Origin of the sequence: Halobacillus sp. Marseille-P3879 (assembly GCF_900240285.1) — a bacterium.
Classification (GTDB): Bacteria; Bacillota; Bacilli; order Bacillales; family Halobacillaceae; genus Halobacillus_A.
The window spans coordinates 682,135-705,879 of record NZ_OESS01000003.1; the positions used below are offsets into that span (position 1 = coordinate 682,135).

Annotated in this window: 23 protein-coding genes, 1 pseudogene and 1 riboswitch; of the genes and pseudogenes, 19 read left to right on the top strand and 5 right to left on the bottom strand. The window is 40.4% G+C overall.

Going from position 1 to position 23,745, the window contains the following annotated elements; translation table 11 throughout:
* Positions 1 to 7: 7 nt before the first annotated feature.
* Positions 8 to 2,038: a copper-translocating P-type ATPase gene (locus C1A12_RS17625; protein ID WP_101845975.1), complete on the top strand. Its 2,031-nt coding sequence runs from the start codon at positions 8 to 10 to the stop codon at positions 2,036 to 2,038.
* A 38-nt stretch (positions 2,039 to 2,076) separates the two neighbouring features.
* On the opposite strand, the gene C1A12_RS17630 is transcribed toward C1A12_RS17625, so the two are convergent.
* Positions 2,077 to 3,138, bottom strand: coding sequence for an NAD(P)/FAD-dependent oxidoreductase (locus C1A12_RS17630; RefSeq protein ID WP_101845977.1), 1,062 nt, complete (start codon positions 3,136 to 3,138; stop codon positions 2,077 to 2,079).
* A gap of 266 nt (positions 3,139 to 3,404) precedes the next feature.
* On the opposite strand from C1A12_RS17630, the gene C1A12_RS17635 reads away from it, so the two are divergent.
* The 8 genes and pseudogenes from C1A12_RS17635 (at position 3,405) to C1A12_RS17680 (ending at position 10,558) form a co-directional block, all read left to right on the top strand.
* Positions 3,405 to 4,781 (top strand): Glu/Leu/Phe/Val dehydrogenase, encoded by a 1,377-nt coding sequence (locus C1A12_RS17635; RefSeq protein WP_101845979.1) that lies wholly within the window; start codon positions 3,405 to 3,407, stop codon positions 4,779 to 4,781.
* A 311-nt stretch (positions 4,782 to 5,092) separates the two neighbouring features.
* Complete coding sequence (locus C1A12_RS17640; protein WP_101845981.1) at positions 5,093 to 5,902, top strand: amino acid ABC transporter substrate-binding protein; 810 nt, start codon at positions 5,093 to 5,095, stop codon at positions 5,900 to 5,902.
* On the top strand, positions 5,880 to 6,584 hold the full coding sequence (locus C1A12_RS17645) for an amino acid ABC transporter permease (protein ID WP_101845984.1): 705 nt from the start codon (positions 5,880 to 5,882) through the stop codon (positions 6,582 to 6,584). The genes C1A12_RS17640 and C1A12_RS17645 overlap by 23 nt, the downstream gene beginning before the upstream one ends.
* Before the next feature lie 12 nt (positions 6,585 to 6,596).
* Positions 6,597 to 7,334 (top strand): amino acid ABC transporter ATP-binding protein, encoded by a 738-nt coding sequence (locus C1A12_RS17650; protein ID WP_101845986.1) that lies wholly within the window; start codon positions 6,597 to 6,599, stop codon positions 7,332 to 7,334.
* Positions 7,335 to 7,407: 73 nt separating this feature from the next.
* Positions 7,408 to 7,971: pseudogene (locus C1A12_RS21445) on the top strand (transposase); the annotation flags it as partial.
* A gap of 428 nt (positions 7,972 to 8,399) precedes the next feature.
* Positions 8,400 to 9,467 (top strand): C45 family peptidase, encoded by a 1,068-nt coding sequence (locus tag C1A12_RS17670; RefSeq protein WP_101845993.1) that lies wholly within the window; start codon positions 8,400 to 8,402, stop codon positions 9,465 to 9,467.
* A 199-nt stretch (positions 9,468 to 9,666) separates the two neighbouring features.
* Positions 9,667 to 10,146 (top strand): nucleotidyltransferase domain-containing protein, encoded by a 480-nt coding sequence (locus tag C1A12_RS17675; protein WP_235001677.1) that lies wholly within the window; start codon positions 9,667 to 9,669, stop codon positions 10,144 to 10,146.
* Between the two features lies 1 nt (position 10,147).
* The gene (locus tag C1A12_RS17680; RefSeq protein WP_101845997.1) at positions 10,148 to 10,558 is read left to right on the top strand and encodes a DUF86 domain-containing protein; all 411 of its coding nucleotides are present in this window, start codon (positions 10,148 to 10,150) and stop codon (positions 10,556 to 10,558) included.
* Between the two features lie 217 nt (positions 10,559 to 10,775).
* On the opposite strand, the gene C1A12_RS17685 is transcribed toward C1A12_RS17680, so the two are convergent.
* On the bottom strand, positions 10,776 to 11,261 hold the full coding sequence (locus C1A12_RS17685) for a DinB family protein (RefSeq protein WP_101845999.1): 486 nt from the start codon (positions 11,259 to 11,261) through the stop codon (positions 10,776 to 10,778).
* A 611-nt stretch (positions 11,262 to 11,872) separates the two neighbouring features.
* Between C1A12_RS17685 and C1A12_RS17690 the strand changes: the two genes are divergently transcribed.
* Both C1A12_RS17690 and C1A12_RS17695 read left to right on the top strand, forming a co-directional pair.
* On the top strand, positions 11,873 to 13,114 hold the full coding sequence (locus C1A12_RS17690; RefSeq protein ID WP_101846001.1) for a dicarboxylate/amino acid:cation symporter: 1,242 nt from the start codon (positions 11,873 to 11,875) through the stop codon (positions 13,112 to 13,114).
* A gap of 167 nt (positions 13,115 to 13,281) precedes the next feature.
* Positions 13,282 to 13,986 (top strand): YqcI/YcgG family protein, encoded by a 705-nt coding sequence (locus tag C1A12_RS17695; RefSeq protein ID WP_101846542.1) that lies wholly within the window; start codon positions 13,282 to 13,284, stop codon positions 13,984 to 13,986.
* 61 nt (positions 13,987 to 14,047) lie between these two features.
* Here C1A12_RS17695 and C1A12_RS17700 read toward each other — a convergent pair whose 3' ends face one another.
* Positions 14,048 to 15,010 carry a bile acid:sodium symporter family protein gene (locus C1A12_RS17700; RefSeq protein ID WP_101846003.1) on the bottom strand — a complete coding sequence of 321 codons (963 nt, stop codon included), beginning with the start codon at positions 15,008 to 15,010 and terminating at the stop codon, positions 14,048 to 14,050.
* Between the two features lie 663 nt (positions 15,011 to 15,673).
* Here C1A12_RS17700 and C1A12_RS17710 point away from each other — a divergent pair.
* The 3 genes from C1A12_RS17710 to C1A12_RS17720 all read left to right on the top strand — a co-directional run bounded on the left by C1A12_RS17710 (position 15,674) and on the right by C1A12_RS17720 (position 17,649).
* The gene (locus C1A12_RS17710; RefSeq protein WP_373420493.1) at positions 15,674 to 16,126 is read left to right on the top strand and encodes a GNAT family N-acetyltransferase; all 453 of its coding nucleotides are present in this window, start codon (positions 15,674 to 15,676) and stop codon (positions 16,124 to 16,126) included.
* A 614-nt stretch (positions 16,127 to 16,740) separates the two neighbouring features.
* A complete protein-coding gene (locus C1A12_RS17715; RefSeq protein ID WP_101846010.1) occupies positions 16,741 to 17,175 on the top strand; it encodes an N-acetyltransferase in 435 nt (144 codons plus the stop codon).
* 24 nt (positions 17,176 to 17,199) lie between these two features.
* The gene (locus C1A12_RS17720) at positions 17,200 to 17,649 is read left to right on the top strand and encodes an NUDIX hydrolase (protein ID WP_101846012.1); all 450 of its coding nucleotides are present in this window, start codon (positions 17,200 to 17,202) and stop codon (positions 17,647 to 17,649) included.
* 172 nt (positions 17,650 to 17,821) lie between these two features.
* Here C1A12_RS17720 and C1A12_RS17725 read toward each other — a convergent pair whose 3' ends face one another.
* Entirely contained in the window at positions 17,822 to 18,289 is a 468-nt protein-coding gene (locus C1A12_RS17725; RefSeq protein ID WP_101846014.1) for an Lrp/AsnC family transcriptional regulator, read from the bottom strand.
* 543 nt (positions 18,290 to 18,832) lie between these two features.
* On the opposite strand from C1A12_RS17725, the gene ggt reads away from it, so the two are divergent.
* The 5 genes from ggt (at position 18,833) to msrA (ending at position 23,140) form a co-directional block, all read left to right on the top strand.
* Entirely contained in the window at positions 18,833 to 20,437 is a 1,605-nt protein-coding gene (gene ggt / locus C1A12_RS17730) for a gamma-glutamyltransferase (protein ID WP_101846543.1), read from the top strand.
* Between the two features lie 22 nt (positions 20,438 to 20,459).
* Positions 20,460 to 21,038 carry a chromate transporter gene (locus C1A12_RS17735; RefSeq protein WP_101846016.1) on the top strand — a complete coding sequence of 193 codons (579 nt, stop codon included), beginning with the start codon at positions 20,460 to 20,462 and terminating at the stop codon, positions 21,036 to 21,038.
* Positions 21,035 to 21,568 (top strand): chromate transporter, encoded by a 534-nt coding sequence (locus C1A12_RS17740; protein WP_101846018.1) that lies wholly within the window; start codon positions 21,035 to 21,037, stop codon positions 21,566 to 21,568. The genes C1A12_RS17735 and C1A12_RS17740 overlap by 4 nt, the downstream gene beginning before the upstream one ends.
* Before the next feature lie 71 nt (positions 21,569 to 21,639).
* Positions 21,640 to 22,338: an AIM24 family protein gene (locus tag C1A12_RS17745; protein WP_101846020.1), complete on the top strand. Its 699-nt coding sequence runs from the start codon at positions 21,640 to 21,642 to the stop codon at positions 22,336 to 22,338.
* An 84-nt stretch (positions 22,339 to 22,422) separates the two neighbouring features.
* Positions 22,423 to 22,544: riboswitch (SAM riboswitch) on the top strand.
* 122 nt (positions 22,545 to 22,666) lie between these two features.
* Positions 22,667 to 23,140: a peptide-methionine (S)-S-oxide reductase MsrA gene (msrA, locus tag C1A12_RS17750; RefSeq protein ID WP_101846022.1), complete on the top strand. Its 474-nt coding sequence runs from the start codon at positions 22,667 to 22,669 to the stop codon at positions 23,138 to 23,140.
* 61 nt (positions 23,141 to 23,201) lie between these two features.
* Here the strand turns inward: msrA and C1A12_RS17755 are convergent, their stop codons facing one another.
* Positions 23,202 to 23,735 (bottom strand): RDD family protein, encoded by a 534-nt coding sequence (locus C1A12_RS17755; RefSeq protein WP_101846024.1) that lies wholly within the window; start codon positions 23,733 to 23,735, stop codon positions 23,202 to 23,204.
* Positions 23,736 to 23,745 lie beyond the last annotated feature (10 nt).

A 23,745-nucleotide genomic window follows, 5' to 3' on the forward strand; every position in this document is an offset into this window, starting at 1 on the left:
TACAAATATGGACCATTCCAATCATAACCATCATCACGTAAAGGAAGAACATGAGCATCATCATAATCACGAAGAACATGACAGCCATGAAGGACATGACCATGGTGCCATGGTGGAAGATTTTAAAAGAAGGTTTTATATATCACTTATCGTGACAATTCCAATTCTGCTGCTCTCATCGATGATTCAGGATTTTCTAGGATTTGAGTTTACTTTTCTTTACGATCAATATGTTTTGTTTGCTCTCTCTACTTTTGTTTTCTTCTATGGCGGGTGGCCATTTTTAACGGGGGCAGTATCAGAAGCTAAAGCCAAAAACCCGGGGATGATGATGCTGATCGCCCTGGCTATATTGGTCGCTTATGGATACAGTTCGTTAGTCGTCTTCGGCTGGCCGGGCCGCAACTTCTTCTGGGAACTGGCTACACTTGTTGACATTATGCTTCTAGGGCATTGGATTGAAATGAAATCAGTAATGGGTGCCTCAAATGCTTTACAAGAGCTCGTTAAGCTGATGCCCAACGAAGCCCATCGCATAAAAGAAAACGGGGAAACAGAAGACGTGAAAGTAGATGAGCTTTCGAATGATGATCATATTCTGATTAAACCTGGAGAGAAGGTACCAGTTGATGGGCTGATTTTAGATGGTAATTCAGCCGTAGATGAGTCGATGTTAACGGGAGAATCTGTTCCTGTTGAGAAAAAACAGGACGATGAAGTAATCGGAGGATCCATCAATAAAGAGGGCAGCCTTACGGTTCAAGTCAAAAAAACGGGTGATGATACGTACCTTTCTCAAGTAATTACCCTAGTTAAAGAAGCCCAAAGCTCTAAATCCCGTGCGCAGGATTTGGCCAATCGAGCTGCTAAATGGTTGTTTTTCTTAGCCCTTACAGCAGGAATTGTTACTTTCATTATATGGATCTCCCTAGGATTTGCCCTAGACGTGGCAGTAGAAAGAATGGTAACAGTAATGGTTATTACATGTCCTCATGCCCTGGGACTTGCCGCGCCGTTAGTTGTAGCGGTGTCTACTTCCTTGTCCGCTAAACAAGGACTGTTAATTAGAAATCGAACCCAGTTCGAGAATGCACGCCGCTTAGATGCCGTCATCTTTGATAAAACTGGAACATTGACTAAAGGGGAGTTCGGAGTTACAGATTTAGTTCCTGTCTCTTCTTTCGATCAATCGGAATTACTGTATTGGGCGGCAAGTATCGAACAGAATTCTGAACATCCTTTAGCGTCAGGCATTCTACAAAAAGCAGAGGAGGATTCAATAAAGACGGATGAGGTTACAGAATTTGAATCTATGACGGGAAAAGGTCTTCAAGGGAAAGTACAGGGGAAGCAGGTTAAAGTGGTTAGTCCTGGTTATGTCCAGGATGCTGATATCAGTTTTGATGAAGAAGTCTTCTCTAATCTTGCACAAGAAGGGAAGACCGTTGTATTTGTACTTGTAGAAGAGGAACTTGCTGGTATGATTGCTCTGGCTGATATGGTACGGGACTCTGCAAAAGAAACCGTTCGACAATTGAGAGCGGAGGGAATTCACTCGATTATGCTCACCGGCGATAATAAGAAGGTGGCTGACTGGGTAGCGGATCAGCTTGAAATTGAAGAAGTTTATGCAGAAGTATTGCCTGATCATAAAGCGGATCAAGTAAAAGAGGTGCAGAAGACCGGCAGAAAAGTAGCGATGACCGGAGATGGAGTAAACGATGCTCCCGCTCTTGCAACTGCTGACGTAGGTATTGCTATAGGCAGCGGTACAGACGTAGCTGTAGAAACAGCTGATATTGTTTTAGTTAAGAGTAACCCTAAAGATATAGCAGCTGTTATCTCTCTTTCAAAAAATACGTACCGAAAAATGGTTCAGAATCTTTGGTGGGCGGCAGGTTATAATATAGCAGCTATCCCGCTGGCCGCAGGTGTCCTGGCTCCAATCGGGGTTGTGTTAAGTCCGGCAGTGGGAGCGATTCTTATGAGCATAAGTACAGTTGTTGTCGCCATCAATGCCAAGCTTCTTAAAGCCTAAAAAAAAACTGTCGAAAAATTTTTTCGACAGTTTTTTAGTTAGTGGCGTTTATGCAGCCAGAGCACACCGGACTTAGCTAAACGAGGCAGTCGCCCTGTAACAGGCTGCTGCATCATATTTCCAAATCCATCCGATTTCCCTAATGACCCTAATGTACCTTTTAATTTAAGTTCTTTAGGCTTCGAAGGCTCTTTTCCATTGAAAAGGGAAGCAAGAATTTCCCCAATTTGTTCTCCTTGCTGACCTGCAAGCTGAGCACTTGGTGAGAAAGTAGAAGAAGCACAATCTCCCACTACAAAGACGTTTGGTCGTTCAGGCACTTGATAGAAATCATTAATTACGACCTTCTCCTGCTCATCCATTTTAAACGGAAGTTCCCGAACTAAATAATTCGGACGCACACCTGCAGTCCAGATGGTTACGTCATTAATATAACAGACACCGTTGTTGCATACCCCATCTTTTTCCACATAGCCAACGTTTGCCTTGTGCAGGACTTCTACGTCATTACTGGTAAACCATTCTTCCACATAATCCTGGATTTTCTTATCGAATGCACGCAGAACAGTCTCTCCACGGTCGAGAAGACGAATGTTTAAATCAGGTCTGCTTTCTCTCACCTCCGAAGCAACCTCAATGCCGCTTAATCCTGCTCCTACAACGGTTACCTTTCCATACGCTTTTAAATTAGCTACGGAAAAGCCGGCACTTCGGGCATTGCCGAAAGTTTGAACGCTTTCTGTATACTCTTTGGCTCCTTCGATACCATGGTAATTATCTTCACAGCCGAGAGCAATAATTAAATAGTCATAAGAAATCATTTCTTTGAAGTCTTTGATTAAGACCTGTTCGTTTTCTATATCAATTTTGTTTATTTCAGTAAAAACATAATCCACCTGGTCGTGCTCAGGGAATTCCATTCTTACGTTCTTATCTGCTTCTGTTCCTGCTGCAATTGTGTAAAATTCAGTTTTCAGGGAGTGGTAGGGATTGCGGTCTATTACCGTTATATGTACGTCCTTTGGTATACCTTGATCCAGTAACGTTAATAAAGCTTTTAACCCGCCGTATCCGCCTCCGAGAATGACTAGTCTTTTCAATTGTGACACCACCTTACGTTACTTTAATTTAGAATGTGGACTTTATTATGTGTTTATCCATTAGAAAACGCTTTCGGTATACTTTCCACTAATAGACTACCAAAATTCAAGCCATAAAACTACAATAAGTCCATGATTATTCAATTTTTTTTACTCAAATGATGGCGATTGAAGGAATCCAGTTAGTAGTAGTTTGAAACTAATGGATAAGGGTACTTTATTATTGGATATAGTTATTTAGACACGAGACTGATGGAGGGGATAAGATGAGTGAAGAAAACAGTATTATTGAGCAGTCATTGACAGCGCTTTTGGAAGATAAGAGTTTTCTGCCTGATCTAAAAGCTCAGACAAGAGAACAAGCCTTTAAATCGTTGGTGGCGATACTTTCAACGCCAAATCATATACATAAATCGTTTCTGAGGGTAGCCCTTGAAGACGGTACTATTGTAAGGATTCCCTCTTTTCGTGTACAGCATAATGATACACTCGGCCCTTATAAAGGGGGGATCCGTTTCCATGAGTCGGTGAACGAAGGGGAAGTAGCAAATTTGGCCCGCCTGATGACTTTAAAAAATGCCCTTCATGAGCTTCCGTTTGGAGGAGGCAAAGGCGGAGTCATAATAGATCCGAGAGAGTATAGTGTGAAAGAGCTGAACTTGATCTGTAAGAAATATGTGCAGTACTTTAATGATATCTTAGGTCCTGATAAAGATATTCCTGCCCCGGATGCAGGGACGGGAGAACGTGAAATGGACTGGATGATGGCCGAATATAAGAACATTCACCCGGGAATGCCTTATCGCGGAAGTTTTACAGGCAAGAGTATTATAAACGGCGGTTCGCTGGGCCGCAAAGAAGCAACCGGGAAAGGCGTGTATTTTGCTTTTAAATATTTATTGCACGATTTTATGAATAATAATGAGAAATGGTTGAAGAATCAGGACAATCTTTTTGCTAAAACAGCTTTAAGCAAAAAGGATAAGAAGCTGAATATTGCTGTACAGGGATTTGGGAATTTAGGAGCAGTGGCAGCTAGAGAAGCATTTAAAAGTAATGAATTGCAGATTAATGTTGTTGCCGTAAGCGACCGAAATGTCATGCTTTATAACTCGGATGGCCTGGACATACCTGCCTTAGTAAAATATGCAGAAAAAAACCAAGGGGATTTACCCAGAACAGATGAAGCGTTAGCTCAACATGAAATCAAAGCCGTTATCAAAGAAAGAGATGAACTGTTGGAGTTAGATGTAGACATGTTAATTATGGCAGCTCTGGAAAACCAAATCCATGAAGATAACATGGAGAAAATAAAAGCGGAAATTATTGTAGAAGGGGCGAATGCGCCTATTACAGAAAAAGCCGATGAATATTTAAGCGATAAAGGAGTCCTTGTGATTCCCGATATTCTGGCAAATGCAGGCGGAGTTATTGTCTCTTATTTAGAGTGGATACAGGGAAGGGAAACTCAATTTTATAAAGAAGAGGAAATTTATAAGCTTCTTTTTGATAAAATGCAGAACACAATGGATACGATATTGCCGCAATTCTTTGGAGATCCGTTTCCTCTTCGGCAAAACTGTTACATTCACTCTGTGATGAAACTTTCCACCGTCTTATTTAGACAAGGTAAATTATACTAACAGATAAACGGACCTACTGTTGGGCTGTTTTTAGCTTGTGGTGAACCCATGGTTTTCCGCAAGCTTTATTCTTACCGCCAGGACCGAAAGTCATTTCTGTTTTTAGCGCCCGAGCTTCCTCGCGAAAACCACGCTCAGTGATCTCGGCTCACTCGTTCTTCCACAGGAGTGTAATGGAAATATTTGTAAATGGAGATAATAGCGATAATAATATGCATAACTGTTGACGATACTAAGAAGACTCTGTATGCTCAATTAGGTAACAAAACCGATATAATTGGTTGGTTTTAATATAGAAAGGAGAGTTATAAATGAAAAAGGCAGGTTTATGGATCGTAGCGTCTTTATTATTACTTATTATATCAGCTTGCGGGTCTAATGAATCAGAAGAGGGTGGTTCTGATGGAGACCAGAATTTATATGAGCAGATTCAGGAAGAAGGTGTACTTACCGTTGGTACTGAAGGGACGTATGCTCCTTATACCTTCCACGATGAGAATGATGAGTTAACAGGCTATGATGTAGAAGTAGCTAAAGAAATCGGGGAGCGTCTGGATCTTGAAATAAAGTTCGAAGAAACAAAATGGGATTCTATGTTTGCTGGTCTAAACAGTGAACGCTTTGATATGATTGCCAACCAAGTTGGTATTAAACCGGACCGTGAGGAGAAATACAGCTTTTCTGAACCTTACACGTATACAGCAGCCGTACTTGTAGCTAGAACAGATAATGAAGAGATTCAGAACTTTGAGGATCTTGAAGGAGCATTGTCTGCTCAATCACTAACGAGTAATTATGCTGAAATTGCTCAAGAATATGGTGCTGAGATTGAGAGCGTAGAAGGTTTTACTCCGTCTGTTGAACTGCTAAGAAATGAGCGGGTAGATGCGACGGTTAACGATCGCTTGTCTGTTTTGGATTATCTTAATCAAACAGGGGATAATGCTCAAATTGAAATAAAAGATCAAGAAGACGATGCTTCAGAAACAGCTATGATGTTCAGGCAGGATAACCCGGAGCTGGTTGAAGCAGTGAATGGCGCACTAGAAGAAATGAGAGAAGACGGAACTCTTGAAGAGATCTCCAAAGAATGGTTTGATGAAGATGTATCTGTACAATAGTTTTTTTAGTGCTGAAAATATAGAAATTCTGCAAGACTCCTTTCTTCCTTTATTGAAAGGAGTCTTGTCCTATACGATTCCATTAACATTAATCTCATTTTTTATTGGTATTATTATCGCTGTAGTCACTGCCGTATGCCGGATCTCCGGCATTAAGCTGCTTTCAGGAATTGCAAGGGTGTATGTTTCCATCATTCGAGGTACACCATTGCTGGTGCAGCTGTTTATTGTGTTTTTTGGATTAGGAAACCTGGGAATTGACGCTCTGAAATTTGAACCTTTTACCGGGGCTGTTATTGCATTTTCTCTAAACACGGGAGCTTATGCTTCAGAAATTATACGGGCCTCTATTCTATCGATTGAGAAAGGGCAGTGGGAGGCATCCTCTTCCATAGGGATGTCTTATTTCCAATCTTTAAAAAGAGTCATTCTTCCGCAGGCTACAAGGGTATCTATTCCGCCGCTTTCTAATTCATTTATTGGCCTGGTTAAAGAAACCTCGTTAGCTTCGACAATTCTAGTGAGCGAAATGTTTCGAAAGGCTCAGGAGATCGTAGCCACCACATACACACCTTTACTAGTTTATGTTGAAGCAGCTGCCATATACTGGGTCATATGCTTTGTATTATCTCTTATCCAGGAACGAATCGAAATTCGTTTAAATCGCTATGTGAAAACGTAAGGAGTAGTCAGTATGATTTCAATGCAACAAATTTCAAAACAATTCGGTGACTTAGTTGTCTTAAAAGATATTAATTTAGAGGTTGAGAAAGGTAAGGTGGTCGTCGTTATTGGGCCGTCCGGGTCTGGTAAAACGACACTATTACGGTGCTTAAACATCCTTGAAAAGCCTGAGAGCGGTTCTATAACCATTGATCAGCAAACCATCGATTTCTCAAGAAAGGTATCAAAAAAAGAGATCCTTTCATTTAGAAAGCAGTCCGGTATGGTGTTTCAAACCTACAATCTTTTCCCTCATTTTACAGCTTTAGAAAACGTGATGGAGGGCCCTGTAACCGTACAAGGAGTCAACAAAGCAAAAGCCCGCGAAAAAGCAGGCAGCCTTCTTAGTAAGGTTGGACTCTCAGAAAAGCTGGATGTCTACCCCTACCAGTTATCTGGTGGGCAGCAGCAGCGAGTGGGAATTGCACGAGCTATGGCAATCGATCCAAAAGTAATGTTGTTTGACGAGCCAACTTCTGCTTTAGATCCGGAATTAGTCGGTGAAGTACTTCTCGTGATGAAACAGCTGGCAGAAGAAGGGAGAACCATGGTGGTTGTTACACATGAAATGAAATTTGCAAGGGAAGTAGCGGACGAAGTGATATTTATGGACAACGGAGTGATTATTGAGTCTGGGAAACCGGATGAGTTATTTTCCCGTCCAAAAGAACAGCGGACAAAGGAATTCCTCAATCTAATCAATCAGTAAAATACTCCTTGGTACAGGGGTTTTCAGACTGTCGAGAAAGTCTCGACAGTCTTTATTTTTCACTTAAACTTTCATTATTCACAGCGTTATTTTGGTTCAAAATGAAATCGAAATCGTGACCATTGAAGAACTGGTACCCGAGGCTCACTTGCTTCGTAAGATTGATCAATATATAAATTTTTCCTTTATCCCTGAAAGAGTACGTGCAAGAAAATGGCCGTCCTTCTCTTGATCCTCTTGTGGTATTCAAAATGATGTTTATCGGCTATTCCTATGGATTCGAACGGGAATTGGAAAGACAAATCAAAACCAATGCTGCCAATCGTTGGTTCCTGGGACGGAACCTCACCGATCCTGTCCCTCATCATTCCACCATTAGCTGGAACCGTCGGAAACGATTCAAGGAGACAGATGTCTTTCAAGAGGTCTTGATGAAATGGTCCTCCAGGCGATGAATCACCGTATGGTGGGAGGAAGGTTCCTCTTCACCGACTCCACCCGCTTAAAAGCGAATGCCAATAAGAAAAAATTCTCCAAACAAGACGTCGAAGTGGAGACGACGGATTACATCGATGACCTTAATGAAGCTATTTTGGAAGATCGAGTGAAGCACGGAAAAAAGCCTCTCGAAGAGAAAATGTCCGGGTACAGGGATTACTGACAGCTGCCTGTCAGAACATGAAAAAGATTGCCCTTCACCTGGACAGGATTAGCCAGGTGAAGGAGAGTCTTTTTCGGTTACGGGCGGGCGAATACTGTGAGACTTCTGCGGAAAAACGGGCGATCCGAGACCCCCGCAGTGTGGGTTTTACAAGGAGGCTCGGGCGTTCGTCCGCGGAAAGTGAGTGGTATTCGCCCGCCCGTGCCCACAAAAAAGCTTGCAGAAAAACACGGGGGTTCTCTACAAGCTAAAGGCCTTTACACAGGCGTTTTTTTCTTTTTTAAAAAACCAACCTTTACCGAAAGAGTAAAGCGCCTCAGGTGATTCTAAAGTTTAAATACTTTAACACTCCTATTATCTCCATTAAACTATGAAGGAAACTACTGACAAAAAGAGGGTAAGATATGAGACAAATACATAGTGACATATTGCAGTTTAGAGGCTCCCATTATCAATTCGGCTATGAACAGGGGAAATTACTGAAAGGATCTTTGACAGTAAAAAATCGTGAACAACAATGGAAAGTCCGTAAACCGCGTTTTGTAGTACAACAAAAGGAAGTAAAGGCCGCCATTACGTCATTTGCTCCGTGGCTATGGGAGGAACTGCTGGGTCTACAGGACGGATTAAAGTGGCCTATGGATCGCGTTTTGATGGAGTACGGAGGCTACCGTATCGATTATAAGCGCTCAGGATGTTCCATTATGACAGGGGACGGTTACTTTATTCGAAATTATGATTATATGCCTAAAACCTATGAAGGGCGGTATGTATTTTTTCAACCCGACGATGGGGGGTATGCGATTGCTGGCCCCTCTCAGCGTATCACAGGAAGAATGGACGGGGTGAACGAACATGGTCTTGTGATCGGCTATAACTTTATGCATAGGAAGAAACCTGGTGATGGATTCATCTGCTGTATGATTGGGCGCTTGATTCTTGAATCATGTGCGAATGTAGAAGAGGCAGTGAAAATGCTCAAGGAAATTCCACACCGCCATTCCTTCAGCTATATTGTATTTGATAAAAGTAATCAAACGTATGTAGTAGAAGCCTCGCCTCGCGGAGTTGAAGTCCGTGAATCGAATGTTTGCACCAATCATTTTGAGATCTTGATTAAGGAAAACAGGAACCACCTAGTTGACTCTATGAATCGCTTTAACGCTATCACCGGTGCACGAGATACCCTTAATGATGCCTATGATGCGTTTCGTTTAATGAATGATACAGATAAAGGTGTGTTCTCTAAACAATATAGAAATTGGGCAGGTACAATTCATACCTCCGGCTATTTACCACAATCATTGAAAATATGGTTTGCTCTTGGAGGAAATCAAAAACCGGTCGAGTTTGATTTTTCTCAATGGTTATCTGGTAGTGATTTTTCTGTTGATCAAGTAACCGGGATGGTTGATACAGATATTCCGTTTGTTCACATTGACGAAGGAGCTTACTGGACTGGACGTAAATAGCATGCACCGAAACTATTAGCATTTTTTTCATGGATTTTAACACAGCAACAATTAAAAACAGTTTACCTGAAATTTGAAAAAAGACGTTTAGAATTTTTTCGATTGAGGAACAGGCTAATATAAGTAAATGAAAGTTGAAAGATTAGGAATTGCAGGTCCGCAGCTGCACGTATGATATGAAGAATACTCATTGAAGGAAATGGCAAAAGGCAATGTTGTAACGGTAAGAGCTGGCAGGGCGTCAGCTCTTTTTGTCGGCTTGTTAAGCAAAAGAAGGGGTGATGGTTTGCATGGTAATACGATACCGTATTTGAGAGATTTTCTGACAAGGAAATTAGAGCCTTCCTTTATTATAATGTTTGGTTCGTATCAAAACGGTGGGGAAAGAGGCGAGAGTGATATCGACATAGCTTTTTGCAGTGACTCTAATCTATCTATTTATAAACTGTTCCTAACCGCCCAACAGCTGTCAGAACTTATTGATATTGAAGTTAATCTGGTAGATTTACGGAATGCATCTCATGTCTTTCAAACGCAAATCTTTTCAAGAGGAACGGTCATTTATTCTGAAAATGATTACCTGCGTATGGGGATGCAGATGAAAGCCTATAGCATGTACGCTCTCTTCACCGAAGAAGAGACCAGTATAGCGAATCGCATCTATGAAAGAAGGGCGTAAAATGAAGGATGATATAATTGTAAGGAAGATTAATTCTATTGAAAGAAGCGTTCAGAAAGTGTATACCGTCTACGATGATAATCCTAATGAGCTGTTAGATACGATTAAACAAGATTCAATGGTGCTCAACATTCACAGGGCATGTAAAGCAGGTATAGATCTGGCTATTCATATTATTGCAGAATATCAGCTTGGAATTCCTCAATCTTATAGAGAATCATTTGACATTTTACACGATAAAGGAATTATAGATCATTCATTAAAACTTAAGATGAAAAATATGGAAGAGTTTCGGCATGTTGCTGTAAGTGACAGCCGTAAGATTAATCTAAATGCGCTAAAGAAAACCATAGAACAGGATTTGCCAGATTTGTCCCTATTGGGGAGGCAAGTATTAAAATCCAAAATATAAGAGACAGTCCAAACGGACTGTCTCTTTTCCTGTGTTCTAGGAATTTATAGAATTCCAAGCTGTGAATCATTTTTCTTGTAGAGCGACATCCGGATCCAGCGCACAAACACCCGCGACACAAGCAATCCGACTTGCGGAAGGAAAAACCACCTTCCTCCGGCCGTTTTGCTTATGCGTGTCAGGTCTACCAGGGCTCCTGCGCCTTTGTTCATTTCTATTATTGAACTTGTTCATAAGCTTCTTTCATTTGATCTAAATGGCGGAGTTCATGCCAGCCTATAAATTCTACCCATTGTTTCACCGTTAAATCGCCAAAAGCCGGGTGGGGGAAAGCATATTTATTAAGTGTTTCCTCGTCTTTATTATGAATAAGAAATAGTAGTGCTTCTCTGCTTTTTGCTAAAGCGTCACTTGCTTCCTTCACGTTCGTAAATTGGGCTTTAGGCTGTACAGATTCAGGTGCCTCTACTTTATAATCGCGATTTATCGCTTTGTGGATAGGTTTCTCACTTGTCTCCTGAGGGTTATCTTCTTTAAACGCTTTTCCAATTTGTGAGCTTATAAGTTGCTCCATTAAATAAAGATGCTCACTGATTTCCAGGATGGACCATGACGTTGGGGTAGGCCTTTTGTAAACGAGTGGTTCGGGAATTTTTTCAATAAACGAGAGAACTTCATTACGTTTTTCTTCGATTCCATACATTATCGGTCATCCTTTCCACTTAAAGGGTGATTTGATTTTATCATATTCACATGTAATATTCTTTTCTCAACCTCGTTCTGTATTTAGATGTTTTTCTAAAACCGTTACAAGTCGCAGAGATCGCGGCTAATTGGGCGAACTTGTTCATAATGCATTTTTCTATAATAAAAGAAGAAGGAAGTAATTTTTGGGGATAAAGAAATAAGCAATAAGAACTATAATTAAATTACTTAAAATACCGTTTGAATCTTTTATCAAAGCATTATTAGCAGGGAACCTGGGGTTTTTAAAAGAATAAATGAAATAAAATGAAAGCGTGAAAGGTTTAACGCAATGAGACGCTGAATAGTGAATGCTTATTTTATGGAGAGAAGCAAATATTACTATATTCCATAAATATCCTCAATTTGTTGAAAATTATGTCAACAATATAGGTTTATTGTCGTGTATGAATTTGTCCTTTGGTCTGATAATTTAGAAAAGGACCTTTCCCATTAAAAATGCCATCATCACTATTCATTTGGTTGAATTTTCTGACACATAACCTTCTATATTGATTCATATATAGGAGTAAACGAGCTATTACAACGAAGAGAAGGAGGCGTACATGCATGAACTTAACCGTTAAAATTTTTATTGGTTTAATTTTAGGTGCTGTTATTGGTTTAGTCTTAAATCTTACTTCACCAGATTTATTTAGTACGTTAGATACGTATGTGTTCGATCCACTAGGAACGATATTTCTTAATTTAATTAAAATGCTGGTTGTCCCGATCGTATTCTTTTCCATTACACTGGGAACAGCTTCTTTAGGGGATCCTAAGAAACTGGGACGTATCGGGGGAAAGACCATTGGTTTTTTCTTAGCTTCTACAACCGTTGCGATTACGATTGCCTTACTGCTTGCATTCGCATTTGAGCCGGGCAGTGCTAACATAGACCCATCCGGTGCTAATTATGAGCAGGAGGAAGAAGCACCTGGAGTCGTCGAAACATTTACTAACATTATTCCAGAGAACCCTATGCAGTCTATGACAGAAGAGAACATGCTTCAAATTATCACGTTCTCCATTTTTATTGGTTTGGCTTTAGCAATGCTTGGTGAAAAAACATCGGGCATATTCAACCTTATCGAACAAGGTAATGAAATTATGATGTGGCTTGTCAATCTAATTATGCGTTTTGCGCCATACGGGGCATTCGGTTTGCTTGCATCCGCCATTGGAGAAATGGGGATCAATGGGATGAAGGCGATGCTTGCCTATATGATTCTAGTTCTCGCAGGATTAGTTATTCATGCTTCACTTTTCTATAGTTCAATTGTTTACTTTATTGGAAAGATGAATCCTATTCATTTCTTTAAAAATTTCTTCCCGGCTATGACTGTAGCCTTCAGTACGTCAAGCAGCAGTGCTGTACTGCCTATTTCAATGAAAACAGCACAGGAAAGACTAGGGGTTTCGAAACCGGTAAGCAGTTTCGTTCAGCCTCTTGGTGCTACTATTAATATGGATGGTACAGCGATCATGCAAGGTGTAGCAACCCTGTTTATTGCCCAGGTATATGGCAGTGATCTTTCTTTCGCTCAATTAGTAATGGTTGTATTGACGGCGGTGCTGGCAAGTATTGGTACAGCCGGCGTCCCGGGTGTTGGTTTAATTATGCTTGCCATGGTATTAAGCCAGGTGGCCCTTCCTGTAGAAGGAATTGCGCTTATTCTTGGAATTGACCGTGTGCTTGACATGGCCCGTACCGCGATTAACATTACGGGCGATGCAGCTTGCGCAGTTGCTGTTGATAAATCAGAAAAAGACAAAGGTACACCTCATAATACGGCTGAAGATCCTGTTTAATGAAAAAGAGCTTGCTCAGAAGAGTAAGCTCTTTTTCTAATTTCGCTGTTTTTAGTTTCATCCTGCTGTGACAGGGTAGTGTTTTTTCTGCGTGAATAGGGAATAGAAATATTATTAATAACGAGAAGAGGTGGAGACAGTTGAGTTTTCTGTATACAAAAGAAGATATGACCGATTTAAATAAAGTACCTCAATGGGTCAAGAATGAATACGAAACATTCCGCGGTATTGTGACAGACAAAACATTCCCGTGCTACTTTGGAATGTCGGGAGAAAAGCGTGGAGAATTAAGGTACTCCTATATTACCCATGAAAACTGGAGACACCTCCCTGAAACTCTAGAAACTTTTATTCGTTTATTTGACAACCAAAAGCGAATGATTCGTCATGGGTTTTTCCTTTTTGTAGAACCAGAGAAAGAAAATAGATCCATTCCTTATTATCGAGAGTATTTCTGGGAAATTCTACAATACTTACATAACAATGACCATAAGCCATGGCCTGAGGATTATCCAACCGATCCTGATCACCATTTATGGGCATTTTCCTTTGCGGGAGAGCCTTTTTTTGCTTTTGGCAACGCTCCTGCGTATAAACAGAGAAAGACAAGAGACTTAGGAAACAGTCTAGTAATAGGCTTTCAACCACGGCGTATATTTGAAGGCTTGGAAGGTACGTCAAAGGGCGGCATTATGTCTCGGGAAAAAGTAAGGGAGCGGGTGGAGAATTGGGATCGACTGCCTAAGCATCCAAATATCAATCATTACGGGGACCCTGATCATAGGGAATGGAAACAGTATTTTATTGGGGACGATATAGAGCCGATTCAAGGGAAGTGTCCTTTCACTCATAAAAAAAACGAAGAATCCTAATTCGATCCTTCGTTTTTTAAAAATGATCTTCACCTAAATATCATTCACATCACTTAACAAGTTAGGATGCCTGGTCTACAGAAGCAGCAGAGGATTCTTTTTCTTTCATTTTCCGGTAGATCGTAGCTACTAAAGGTCCGGATATATTATGCCATACACTAAAGATGGCACTTGGAACGGCAGCTAAAGGACTAAAGTGAACGGCTGCCAGCGAAGCTCCTAGCCCGGAATTCTGCATGCCCACTTCGATCGATACAGCCCGCTGTTTTGCAGATCCCATCTTAAATAGTTTGCCTAATCCATATCCGGTCAAATAGCCCAGTAGATTATGCACGACTACTATTGCGAAGATAATGGGACCAGTCTCCATAATTTGCTGCTGATTGCCTCCGATAACCGCTGCAACGATTGCAACAATAGCCACGACAGAAACAAGAGGGACTGATTTAATTCCAACTTCAACTTTAGTACCAAGAAGAGCTCTAACAATTAAACCTAATATAATCGGAATCAACACAACGTTGATGATAGAAAAGAACATGTCTGAAGCTGAAACAGGAAGCCACTGACTGGCAAACAAAAGCATAAGAGCCGGTGTTAGAAAAGGTGCCAGTAAAGTAGAGACCGAAGTAATGGCTACTGATAAAGCTGTATCTCCTTTTGATAAATAAGTCATTACGTTAGAGGCGGTACCACCTGGACAGCAACCGACCAAAATTACTCCGACCGCTACCTCTGGAGAAACGGGTAATAACGTAACCAGCAGAAAGGCGAGTAGCGGCATTAAAACGAATTGAGCAGCAACTCCTACGGCTACATCTTTAGGACGTCGAAAAACTTCTTTAAAGTCTTGTTTTGACAAGGTTAATCCCATACCAAACATAATTATGCCAAGCAATGGAACGATATATGGAGAGATCCATGTAAAAGCGGAAGGATAAACAAAAGATAATACCGCAAATAACAGTACCCAGACAGCAAAGGTACCTCCAACAAAACTACTGATTTTTTCTAATGTACGCATATGAATTCCTCCTGGATGTAATAGAAATATAATGTCAGATTATACGTTATTTTCAGATAAAAGAAAGAAGTTCAGTAAAGAAAAAAATGAAAAGAATGCAGTTATTGCAGCATGCTGAATTTTAATGTTTTGTAAAGTAATCGTAATCGTAATTTCAATATTACGTGTGATAGAGTGTATAGAATCAAGGGTACATACTTGGGTTACCATTCAAAGCTGTAGAGAAGGAGTGAGCTTTTTGTTTATTCGCTCGTATTTTATTCCAATTGTCTTATTCATTATAAACGTAATTTTATTAAGTATTTTAACTTTAGAGGTGTCAGGAATTTTACCCCATAAGCAGGGTGGGCTGGGTTTCTTTGTACCTTTTTTGTCCTTTCTTTCTTTCCAATTTATAAGAGGAGAACAAAGAAGACGGGATTATGTCAGCAGAGGATTAAGTACTTTGCAAGCAGTTAATACATTGACTTTCATCATTCCATTTATTATATTTTTTACGTTTTTAATTAGGTTTATTTAAATATCTTGAATTCCCTTAACTTTCCTGTAAAATATAAGTAGACTTTGTACAGGGAAGTTTTTTTGGGGATTTAAATTATGAATGATCCATCATTCATAATTTAAGGCCCGGAACTTCTATATCTGGTAAACTGACTTATGGTAATGGTGAGGAGATCGATAATGGCAGAAATAAAAGAGTTACAAACTGATGAGGAAATTAAAAGCAGTTTCCCTGTAATGAAGCAGCTGCGTACTCATTTAAATCTTAAAGACTATACCTCTCTGGTAAAAGAAGCAATGGAAAAAGACATGTATCGTTTGTACGGCCAGTTTGAAGAAGGAAATATGGTGGCCGTTACAGGGTTCAAACCCATGATCACTTTGTATTATGGTAGGTTTATCTGGGTTTGTGATTTGGTCGTAAGAGAAGACTTGCGTTCATCAGGTTATGGGGAAAAACTGTTATCATTTGTCCATCAGTGGGCGGAGGAAAATAATTATGAAAATATAGCCCTGTCATCCGGTCTTCAAAGAGAAAAGGCCCACCGGTTTTACGAGGAAAAAATGGGGTATAATCGAGTAAGCTACGTTTTTAAAAAAAACATTGAACCTTGAATACAAAAGAGTGTGTATTTTGCAATCTATTAGAAGTGAGGACCAATTAATCATTGAGGAAAAATAATGCTTGCTATTTTATCCAGAAATAGTCTGAACAGGAGGTCCTCCAAGACAGCGCGTTAATTATTCCCGCAAATACATATTAAACCAGGAGCAGGAAGACTCTTTTGTATTATGTCATAAAACCCAAACGCAAAATAGATAGTCTATATTCCCCAGATGGTTTCAGTGTAGAGTGGATACGGCTGCGTTCGGAGGACAAACGATTTCACATGCCCACCTTCATGTAATTCCGCGATTTTCTGATGAACCATATGCAGGAAGAGGACTCCGTTATTGGATAAAGCGGCCCGAAAATGAGAGAAATGTGAAAGGGAAAAAATAGAAAAAACTCACTGTAAATAGAATGATGAAAGATCGTAAATTTTTTTGATGGAAAGTAAAACTTTATGATAAGGCTAGTCGTCTAACTTCATAGAGTTTTAACTGTGAAAGTTATTCATAGTTAAATGGATATAAGTTCTAATGTTTTCCTGATTATGTTAAAATACTTTCAGTGGTAAGACAGACCCATATGATTTTATTCCATTATTAGAGGTGAAATAGAAAAAGTGAACTATAATGTGACAATTGATATGGAAGGGCGAGGGGAGTTTTCAGATTATATTTATAAAAAGCTGGCAGAATGTAAAAGAGAATATACCAGCTATTGTGCCAAAAATAAAGAAGCGCTTCAGCCTATTAATATGATGGTATCGAACGAAAACCATAAGTGGATGGGCGGCATTTCTTCGGAATTGTATTGGAACTGGCTGGAGATCAATGATTGCTGGGTATACGAACAGTACCGCGGCCAGGGTATAGGAACAGAGCTTCTCCGAACTGTCGAGAACATGGCAAGAAAAAGAGGCGCAGATTATGCTATGCTTACCACCTTCGAACAACGGACAAAAAAATTCTACGAGGGAAATGGTTACAAAGTGGTAGGAGAAATCAAAGATTATTTACCAGGAACAAGCTTCTACACTTTAAAGAAAACTCTATAGACTGCTTAGAAAGAAGGTTATTTTTTGAGTTACGTAGAAGAACTTCGTAAGCTGGTAGGCTCACGTCCGTTAATTCTCACTGGGGCAGTAGTGGCCATTTTCAATGGACAAAACCAGCTGTTGCTGCAACAGCGTACTCATCCAGACAGGGTTTGGGGACTACCAGGAGGACTAATGGAACTTGGGGAATCTACCGAAGCTACGGCAATGCGCGAAGTCAAGGAAGAAACAAATTTAACAGTAAAGAATCTAAAGTTAATTGATATCTACTCTGGAAAAGATTTTTATACTGTCGCTCAAAACGGTGATCAATATTATTCAGTTACTGCAGCTTACTATACTTATACATTTGATGGCGAATTAAGTGCAAACAAGCAAGAATCGTACCAGTGCAGATTCTTCGATACAGAGAAACTGCCTGAGCAGATGGTTGGCAGTCATAGAAAAATCGTTAGTGATCTATTAAAAAAATAAAAAGTACTTTTCATATAAAAAGGCAAGGTCTTCTGTTGGAGACCTTGCCTTTTTATATGATTTCTCTCAATTTAAAAGATTGGCGCTTTAAAATAGAGACAACCTTTAGAAGTACGTAGGCTGCTCTAGTCAGCGGGTAAATTGAAAGCCTCAGCGAACAACTCCGGTGAACTTATAGCTTTAAGCCGCTTCTGCTCTTAAAACGCCTCAGTAAAATGTGGCTTTCCACGCGTGTAATCCCCTCAAGTGCGTAAAGTTCTTTATTAATAAAAGATTCAAGCTCTGTAAAGTCACTAACTAACACGTGCATATGTAGCGTGCTGGGGCCTGTCATCTGGTAGCAGCTTGCTACATAAGGATTGTTGGCCAGATTTTCAGCAACCTCTACAAGCGCTCTGGGTTCGCAATCCACTTCAAAGAATGCGGACACTTCTTTGCCCACTTTTTCGCTGTTGACCACTGTCGTAAACTTTTCAATCACTCCACACTCTATTAACTGATTTACTCTGGATCGGACAGCTACTCGTGAAAGGTCCAGTTTCTTGCCTATATCCGCATAAGATAGTCTTCCATCCTCAATTAACAGCTCTAATATTTTTTTATCTGTATCATCTATTTTTAAATTTTGGCTTTTTTCCATTTTACAACCACCTATCTATAAACAAGCCGGTTTGAAGCGCATATAATTTCCATTTGTTGTTTGAATACTATCACGAAGAAATTAATGTTTCAATCGACTGTATTTCTAAAATAACTAAAAAATATTTTTCATCATAAAAGGGTTTAAATTTTTAGATTTTTCAATTATAATCATGAACAACGAACCAATTGTTAACTTAATTATTGTTTTTGGTTAACTATAGAAAGTTGTTAAGGTTCAATTTAATGTAAAGTAAATTTGTGAGATCCTTAAAAATTGTCAAGAAGGGTGTGCAAATGGTCTTATAGAATCCTATGCTTCCTTTAATCTGCTTTAAAAAGGAGGAACATCTATAAACGAGCTCTCCTTGTATTCCACGAATAAAGAACAGAAAGACCGGAATGGAGGGAAGTCGACCAGGGCCATTTTGTAGCTTGCCATGAAGTTTAAGGGATTTGGCCTCCACTAACCAACTGGATTAGGAAGGTAGAGGACAAATTTTTTAAATATCTTATTAAGAAAGGAATCGTACATATGGAAAAAATGGATTATTTATACCAGCCTTATACCTCTAAAAGAACTTCTGCCATTTCTAATAAAGGAATGGTAGCTACTTCTCAGCCGCTAGCCTCCCAAGCTGGCCTCGATATGTTAAAAAAGGGTGGAAATGCGGTTGATGCAGCCATTGCAACTGCAGCTGCTCTAACAGTTGTTGAGCCTACATCTAACGGGATTGGCGGGGATGCTTTCGCTATTGTCTGGATGAAAGATAAGCTGTATGGGTTAAACAGCAGCGGGCATTCACCTTCCACCATTTCAATTGGTTCATTAAAAGAAAAGGGATACGAAGAAATTCCGAAATATGGGTTTATACCCGTAACCGTCCCTGGTGCGCCTGGGGCCTGGGCAGAACTATCTGAACGTTTTGGAAGCCTTCCATTAACTGAGGTGCTGGCTCCAGCCATTGATTATGCAGAAAATGGTTTCCCAGTCACTCCTGTATTAGGGAAGTTTTGGGAAGCGGGATACAATAAATTCCGGGAGGTTCTAGAAGGGGAGGAATTTTCGCACTGGTTCGACACGTTTGCTCCTAAAGGAAGGGCTCCAAAGATCGGAGAAGTGTGGAAATCACCAGGTCACGCTGAAACTTTGAAAAAAATCGCAGAAACAAAAGCTGAAGCTTTTTATCACGGTGAGATCGCTGATAAAATTGATAACTTCTCCAAAGAATATAACGGCTATATCCGAAAGAAAGATTTGCAAAACTTTCAGCCTCAGTGGGTTAATCCTGTGTCTGTCAATTACAGAGGATATGATGTGTGGGAGATTCCTCCGAATGGCCAGGGGATGGTCGCCTTGTCTGCATTAAATATTATGGAAGGATTTGACGTGCAATCTAAAGAAGAGGTAGGTACCTATCATCAGCAAATCGAGGCTATGAAACTGGCATTTGCTGATGGAGAGAAATTTATAGCTGATGAAGCACATATGAAGGTTGGAGTAGACCAGTTACTAAACCGTGAGTATGCTGCTCACCGTAGATCATTGATCGGAGAAGAAGCACTGCAGCCCGAGGCGGGAGATCCTCCGAAAGGCGGTACCGTTTATCTAGCTGCCGCTGATAGTGATGGAAATATGGTTTCTTTTATACAAAGTAATTATATGGGCTTCGGCTCTGGCCTTGTTGTTCCAGGGACGGGTATATCCTTACAGAATCGAGGGCATAACTTCTCCATGGATCCTGGCCATGTTAATTCTTTGGAAGGAAATAAACGTTCCTACCATACAATAATTCCAGGGTTCCTGACAAAGGATAATAAGGCAGTAGGACCTTTTGGAGTAATGGGAGGATTTATGCAGCCGCAAGGTCACTTGCAGGTCATTATGAATACCATTGATTTTCATTTAAATCCTCAGGCTGCTTTAGACGCCCCTCGTTGGCAGTGGATGGAGAATAAGACAGTATGGGTGGAACCTGATTTTCCAATCCATATTGCTGAATCCCTTAGAAGAAAAGGCCATAACGTCGAGGTTCAAGTGGAAACAGGAGCTTTCGGAAGAGGGCAGATCATTTGGAAAGACGAGGAAACAGGTTCCTTATTTGGAGGAACAGAATCACGAACGGATGGTTCTATCTCAGCTTATTAATACCGATAAGGGGTGAAAGATCTTGCAACAGTGGAATCTCTTCCTTGCCTTTTTTAGAGTAGGGATATTTGGGTACGGAGGAGGTCCATCCTCTATACCGCTCGTTCATAAAGAAGTAGTAGAAAAGTATAAATGGCTTTCCGATGACGATTTTGCTGATATCCTGGCACTGGGTAATTCTCTCCCGGGTCCTATTGCAACCAAAATGGCTGGCTATATTGGATACAGGGTTTCCGGCTATACCGGCATGCTGAATGCAATCCTGGCTACGATCCTGCCAACGATAGCTCTGTTAATTATGCTTTTATCCTTTTTGAATAACTTTCGTGAGCTGGACTGGGTGAATGGGATGACTCAGGCTGTCGTTCCAGTAGTTGGTGTGATGCTGGCTGTGTTAACCTTCGATTTTATAAAAAAATCTAAAGAGAATCTGGGGATTTGGATTACTATACTGCTTGGTGTAACGTCGCTTATTTTAATAGAAGCCATTGGGATTCATCCAGGAATTGTTATTTTAGTACTCCTGATATATGCATTAGTGAAACCAATGAAAAAGAAGAAAGATGAGGAGAACTACAAAGGTAAGGAGTCTTCGGTATGATTTATTGGCAGATATTTGTAGCGTTTTTTATCCCTGGTGTCGTAGGATATGGCGGAGGGCCCGCTTCCATCCCCCTCGTCGAGAATGAAGTAGTCGGGCGGTTTGAATGGATGTCGGTTAATGAATTTAGTGAAATGCTTGCTATGGCCAACGCTCTTCCTGGTCCGATTGCTACAAAGATGGCAGGGTTTATTGGTTATGAACAAGCTGGCATCGCAGGAGCTTTTGTCGGGGTATTCGCTACAGTAGCTCCGTCTCTGATTCTAATGATTGCGCTGTTAAGTTTACTTAATAAGTTTAAAGGTTCCCCTCGTGTAAAAGCGATGACCTCCTTGATTCGTCCTGTTATAGCTATCCTGCTAGGTGTGATGGCTTATCAGTTCTTTGCCAGTTCCTATGGATCTGCTGGTCTCCTTCAAACCTTCTTATTAATCCTCGTCAGCTATATTCTGCTTGAGCGGGTGAAGGTTCATCCTGCTTTCGTCATTGCAGGTTCTTTATGTTACGGAGCGATTTTTCTTGGAGGTTAGTTTTCTTATGAATCATTTATTTCTTCTTATTCGTATACAATAGGGACGAGAGAGGAAAGGGGTATAGCTTGATGAGCAATTATTCAATTAATGAATTTATTAGAAAAACAAAGCAGGATGAAGCAGAAAATGAGTTCTTTGAACTGGAAACACCGCGTATATTAGAAGTAAACCTTGCTGATCACGTGTGGGCGAAAGCAGGTTCCATGATATCTTACAATGGAGCGGTAAAATTTGAACGTGAAGGTATTCTTGAGCACGGCGTAGGAAAAATGTTTAAAAAAGCTTTCTCTGGAGAGGGAAGTTCTCTTATGAAAGCTTCAGGCAGAGGTCGTTTATACTTAGCTGACCAGGGGAAAAAGATCACGGTTTTTGATTTGGATAATGAGGCCATCACTGTAAATGGAAACGATCTTCTAGCCTTTGAACCAGGTATTTCCTGGGATATTAAATTGATGAAGAAAGTGGCTGGAATGATGTCAGGCGGGTTGTTTAATGTTACATTAGAAGGCAGTGGAAGGGTGGCAATTACTTCACATTATGAACCATTAACCTTGCTGGTGAGTCCTGATCAACCTGTTATTACTGACCCAAATGCTACAGTTGCCTGGTCGGGTCATTTGAAACCAGAATTCCGTACCGATGTCAGCTTTAAAACTTTTATTGGGCGTGGAAGCGGCGAGTCTATTCAAATGGAGTTTAAAGGAGAAGGATTTGTGATTGTCCAGCCTTTTGAAGAAGTTGTGACATCTGGGGGCAGTTCTTCATAATTTTTATGAAAAAACAAGCAAACGCCTTTACTTCGAGTTTGAAACATTGTATTATATAAAATAACTTAAAATTATAACGGAAACTTCTTATCCAGAGAGGCGGAGGGACTGGCCCTTTGATGCCCGGCAACCATCGAATCAATCCAAGGATTGACGAGAACGGTGCCAATTCCTGTAGAGTGATTATTTACTCTAAAAGATGAGAGGATCGTACGGAAATTTACGACCCCTTTTCTTATTACTAGGATAAGAAAAGGGGTTTTTTGGTAGTTTAAACCGTCAAACTCTCTTAGGTGGAAGTTGCGTTAATGGAAAGGGAAGATGACAAATGGCGACAGCAATTTTTGGAGCAGGATGTTTTTGGGGAGTTGAAGCATTCTTTGAACGTTTTGAAGGAATTACGAATACACGTGTAGGTTATACAGGTGGTCACGTAGAGAATCCTACTTATGAACAAGTTAAAACCGGTACAACCAGACACGCCGAGGCTATCCGTATTGAATACGATCCTGAGATCATCACATATGGCGGGTTAGTTAATATCTTCTTTGAAGCCCATGACCCTACAACTAAAAATAGGCAGGGTGTAGATGTGGGGCATCAATATCGATCGGCCATCTTTTATCAGAATGAAGCTGAAAAAGCAGTAGCAGAAGAAAAGATCCAACAGTGGACAAATAAAGGAATATTCAAGCGTAGGATTGTAACTGAAGTAACACCAGCAGGTCGTTTTTATGAGGCAGAGGAGTATCACCAGAAGTATGCACAAAAAAATGGGTCCTTTGCCTGTGGAATTGGCTAAGGTAGTTTATATCATTTCACTTAATAAAGCCGCTCCTTCACATAAGAGGGAGCGGCTTTTTTTACATAGCGGATTCAATTTCACGGTTTAATTTTTTCATTCGATCTTTGATCACAGAGGTATCGGCAAACAGATCATGGATGCCTTGATGTTTCTTAGTGAAAATTACGACTAAGTAAGGTAATCCCATAATGGCCATGCTGATATATCGACCGACCAGTTCTCTAAAGATTATCTGCCCTTTTGTAAGGTGGTCTCCTTTTAACGATTCGACTGACAGTCCAAGAACCATTTTTCCAAGGGTAGCCCTGAAAAAGAAAGTCATAAGGATGAAGTAAAGGAAAAACACTATAGATTGAGTGATATTTGCGGCGCTAAAGATTTCAATCCAGAGCTTTGCTTCAGAGAGATTGGTTACCCTTAACAGCGGTCTGGTAATAATCGAGTTCAAGCTCCAAATTACGATCAGATCAATGATGTAAGCAAAAAAACGTGGTCCAAATCCTGCATAAACAATACGATGGATTTCGTTTAAGTTTGACGATACAGCTTGATTTAAATAATTAGACGGCTGATTTGATTCTACAGTATCCATTTAATCGCCT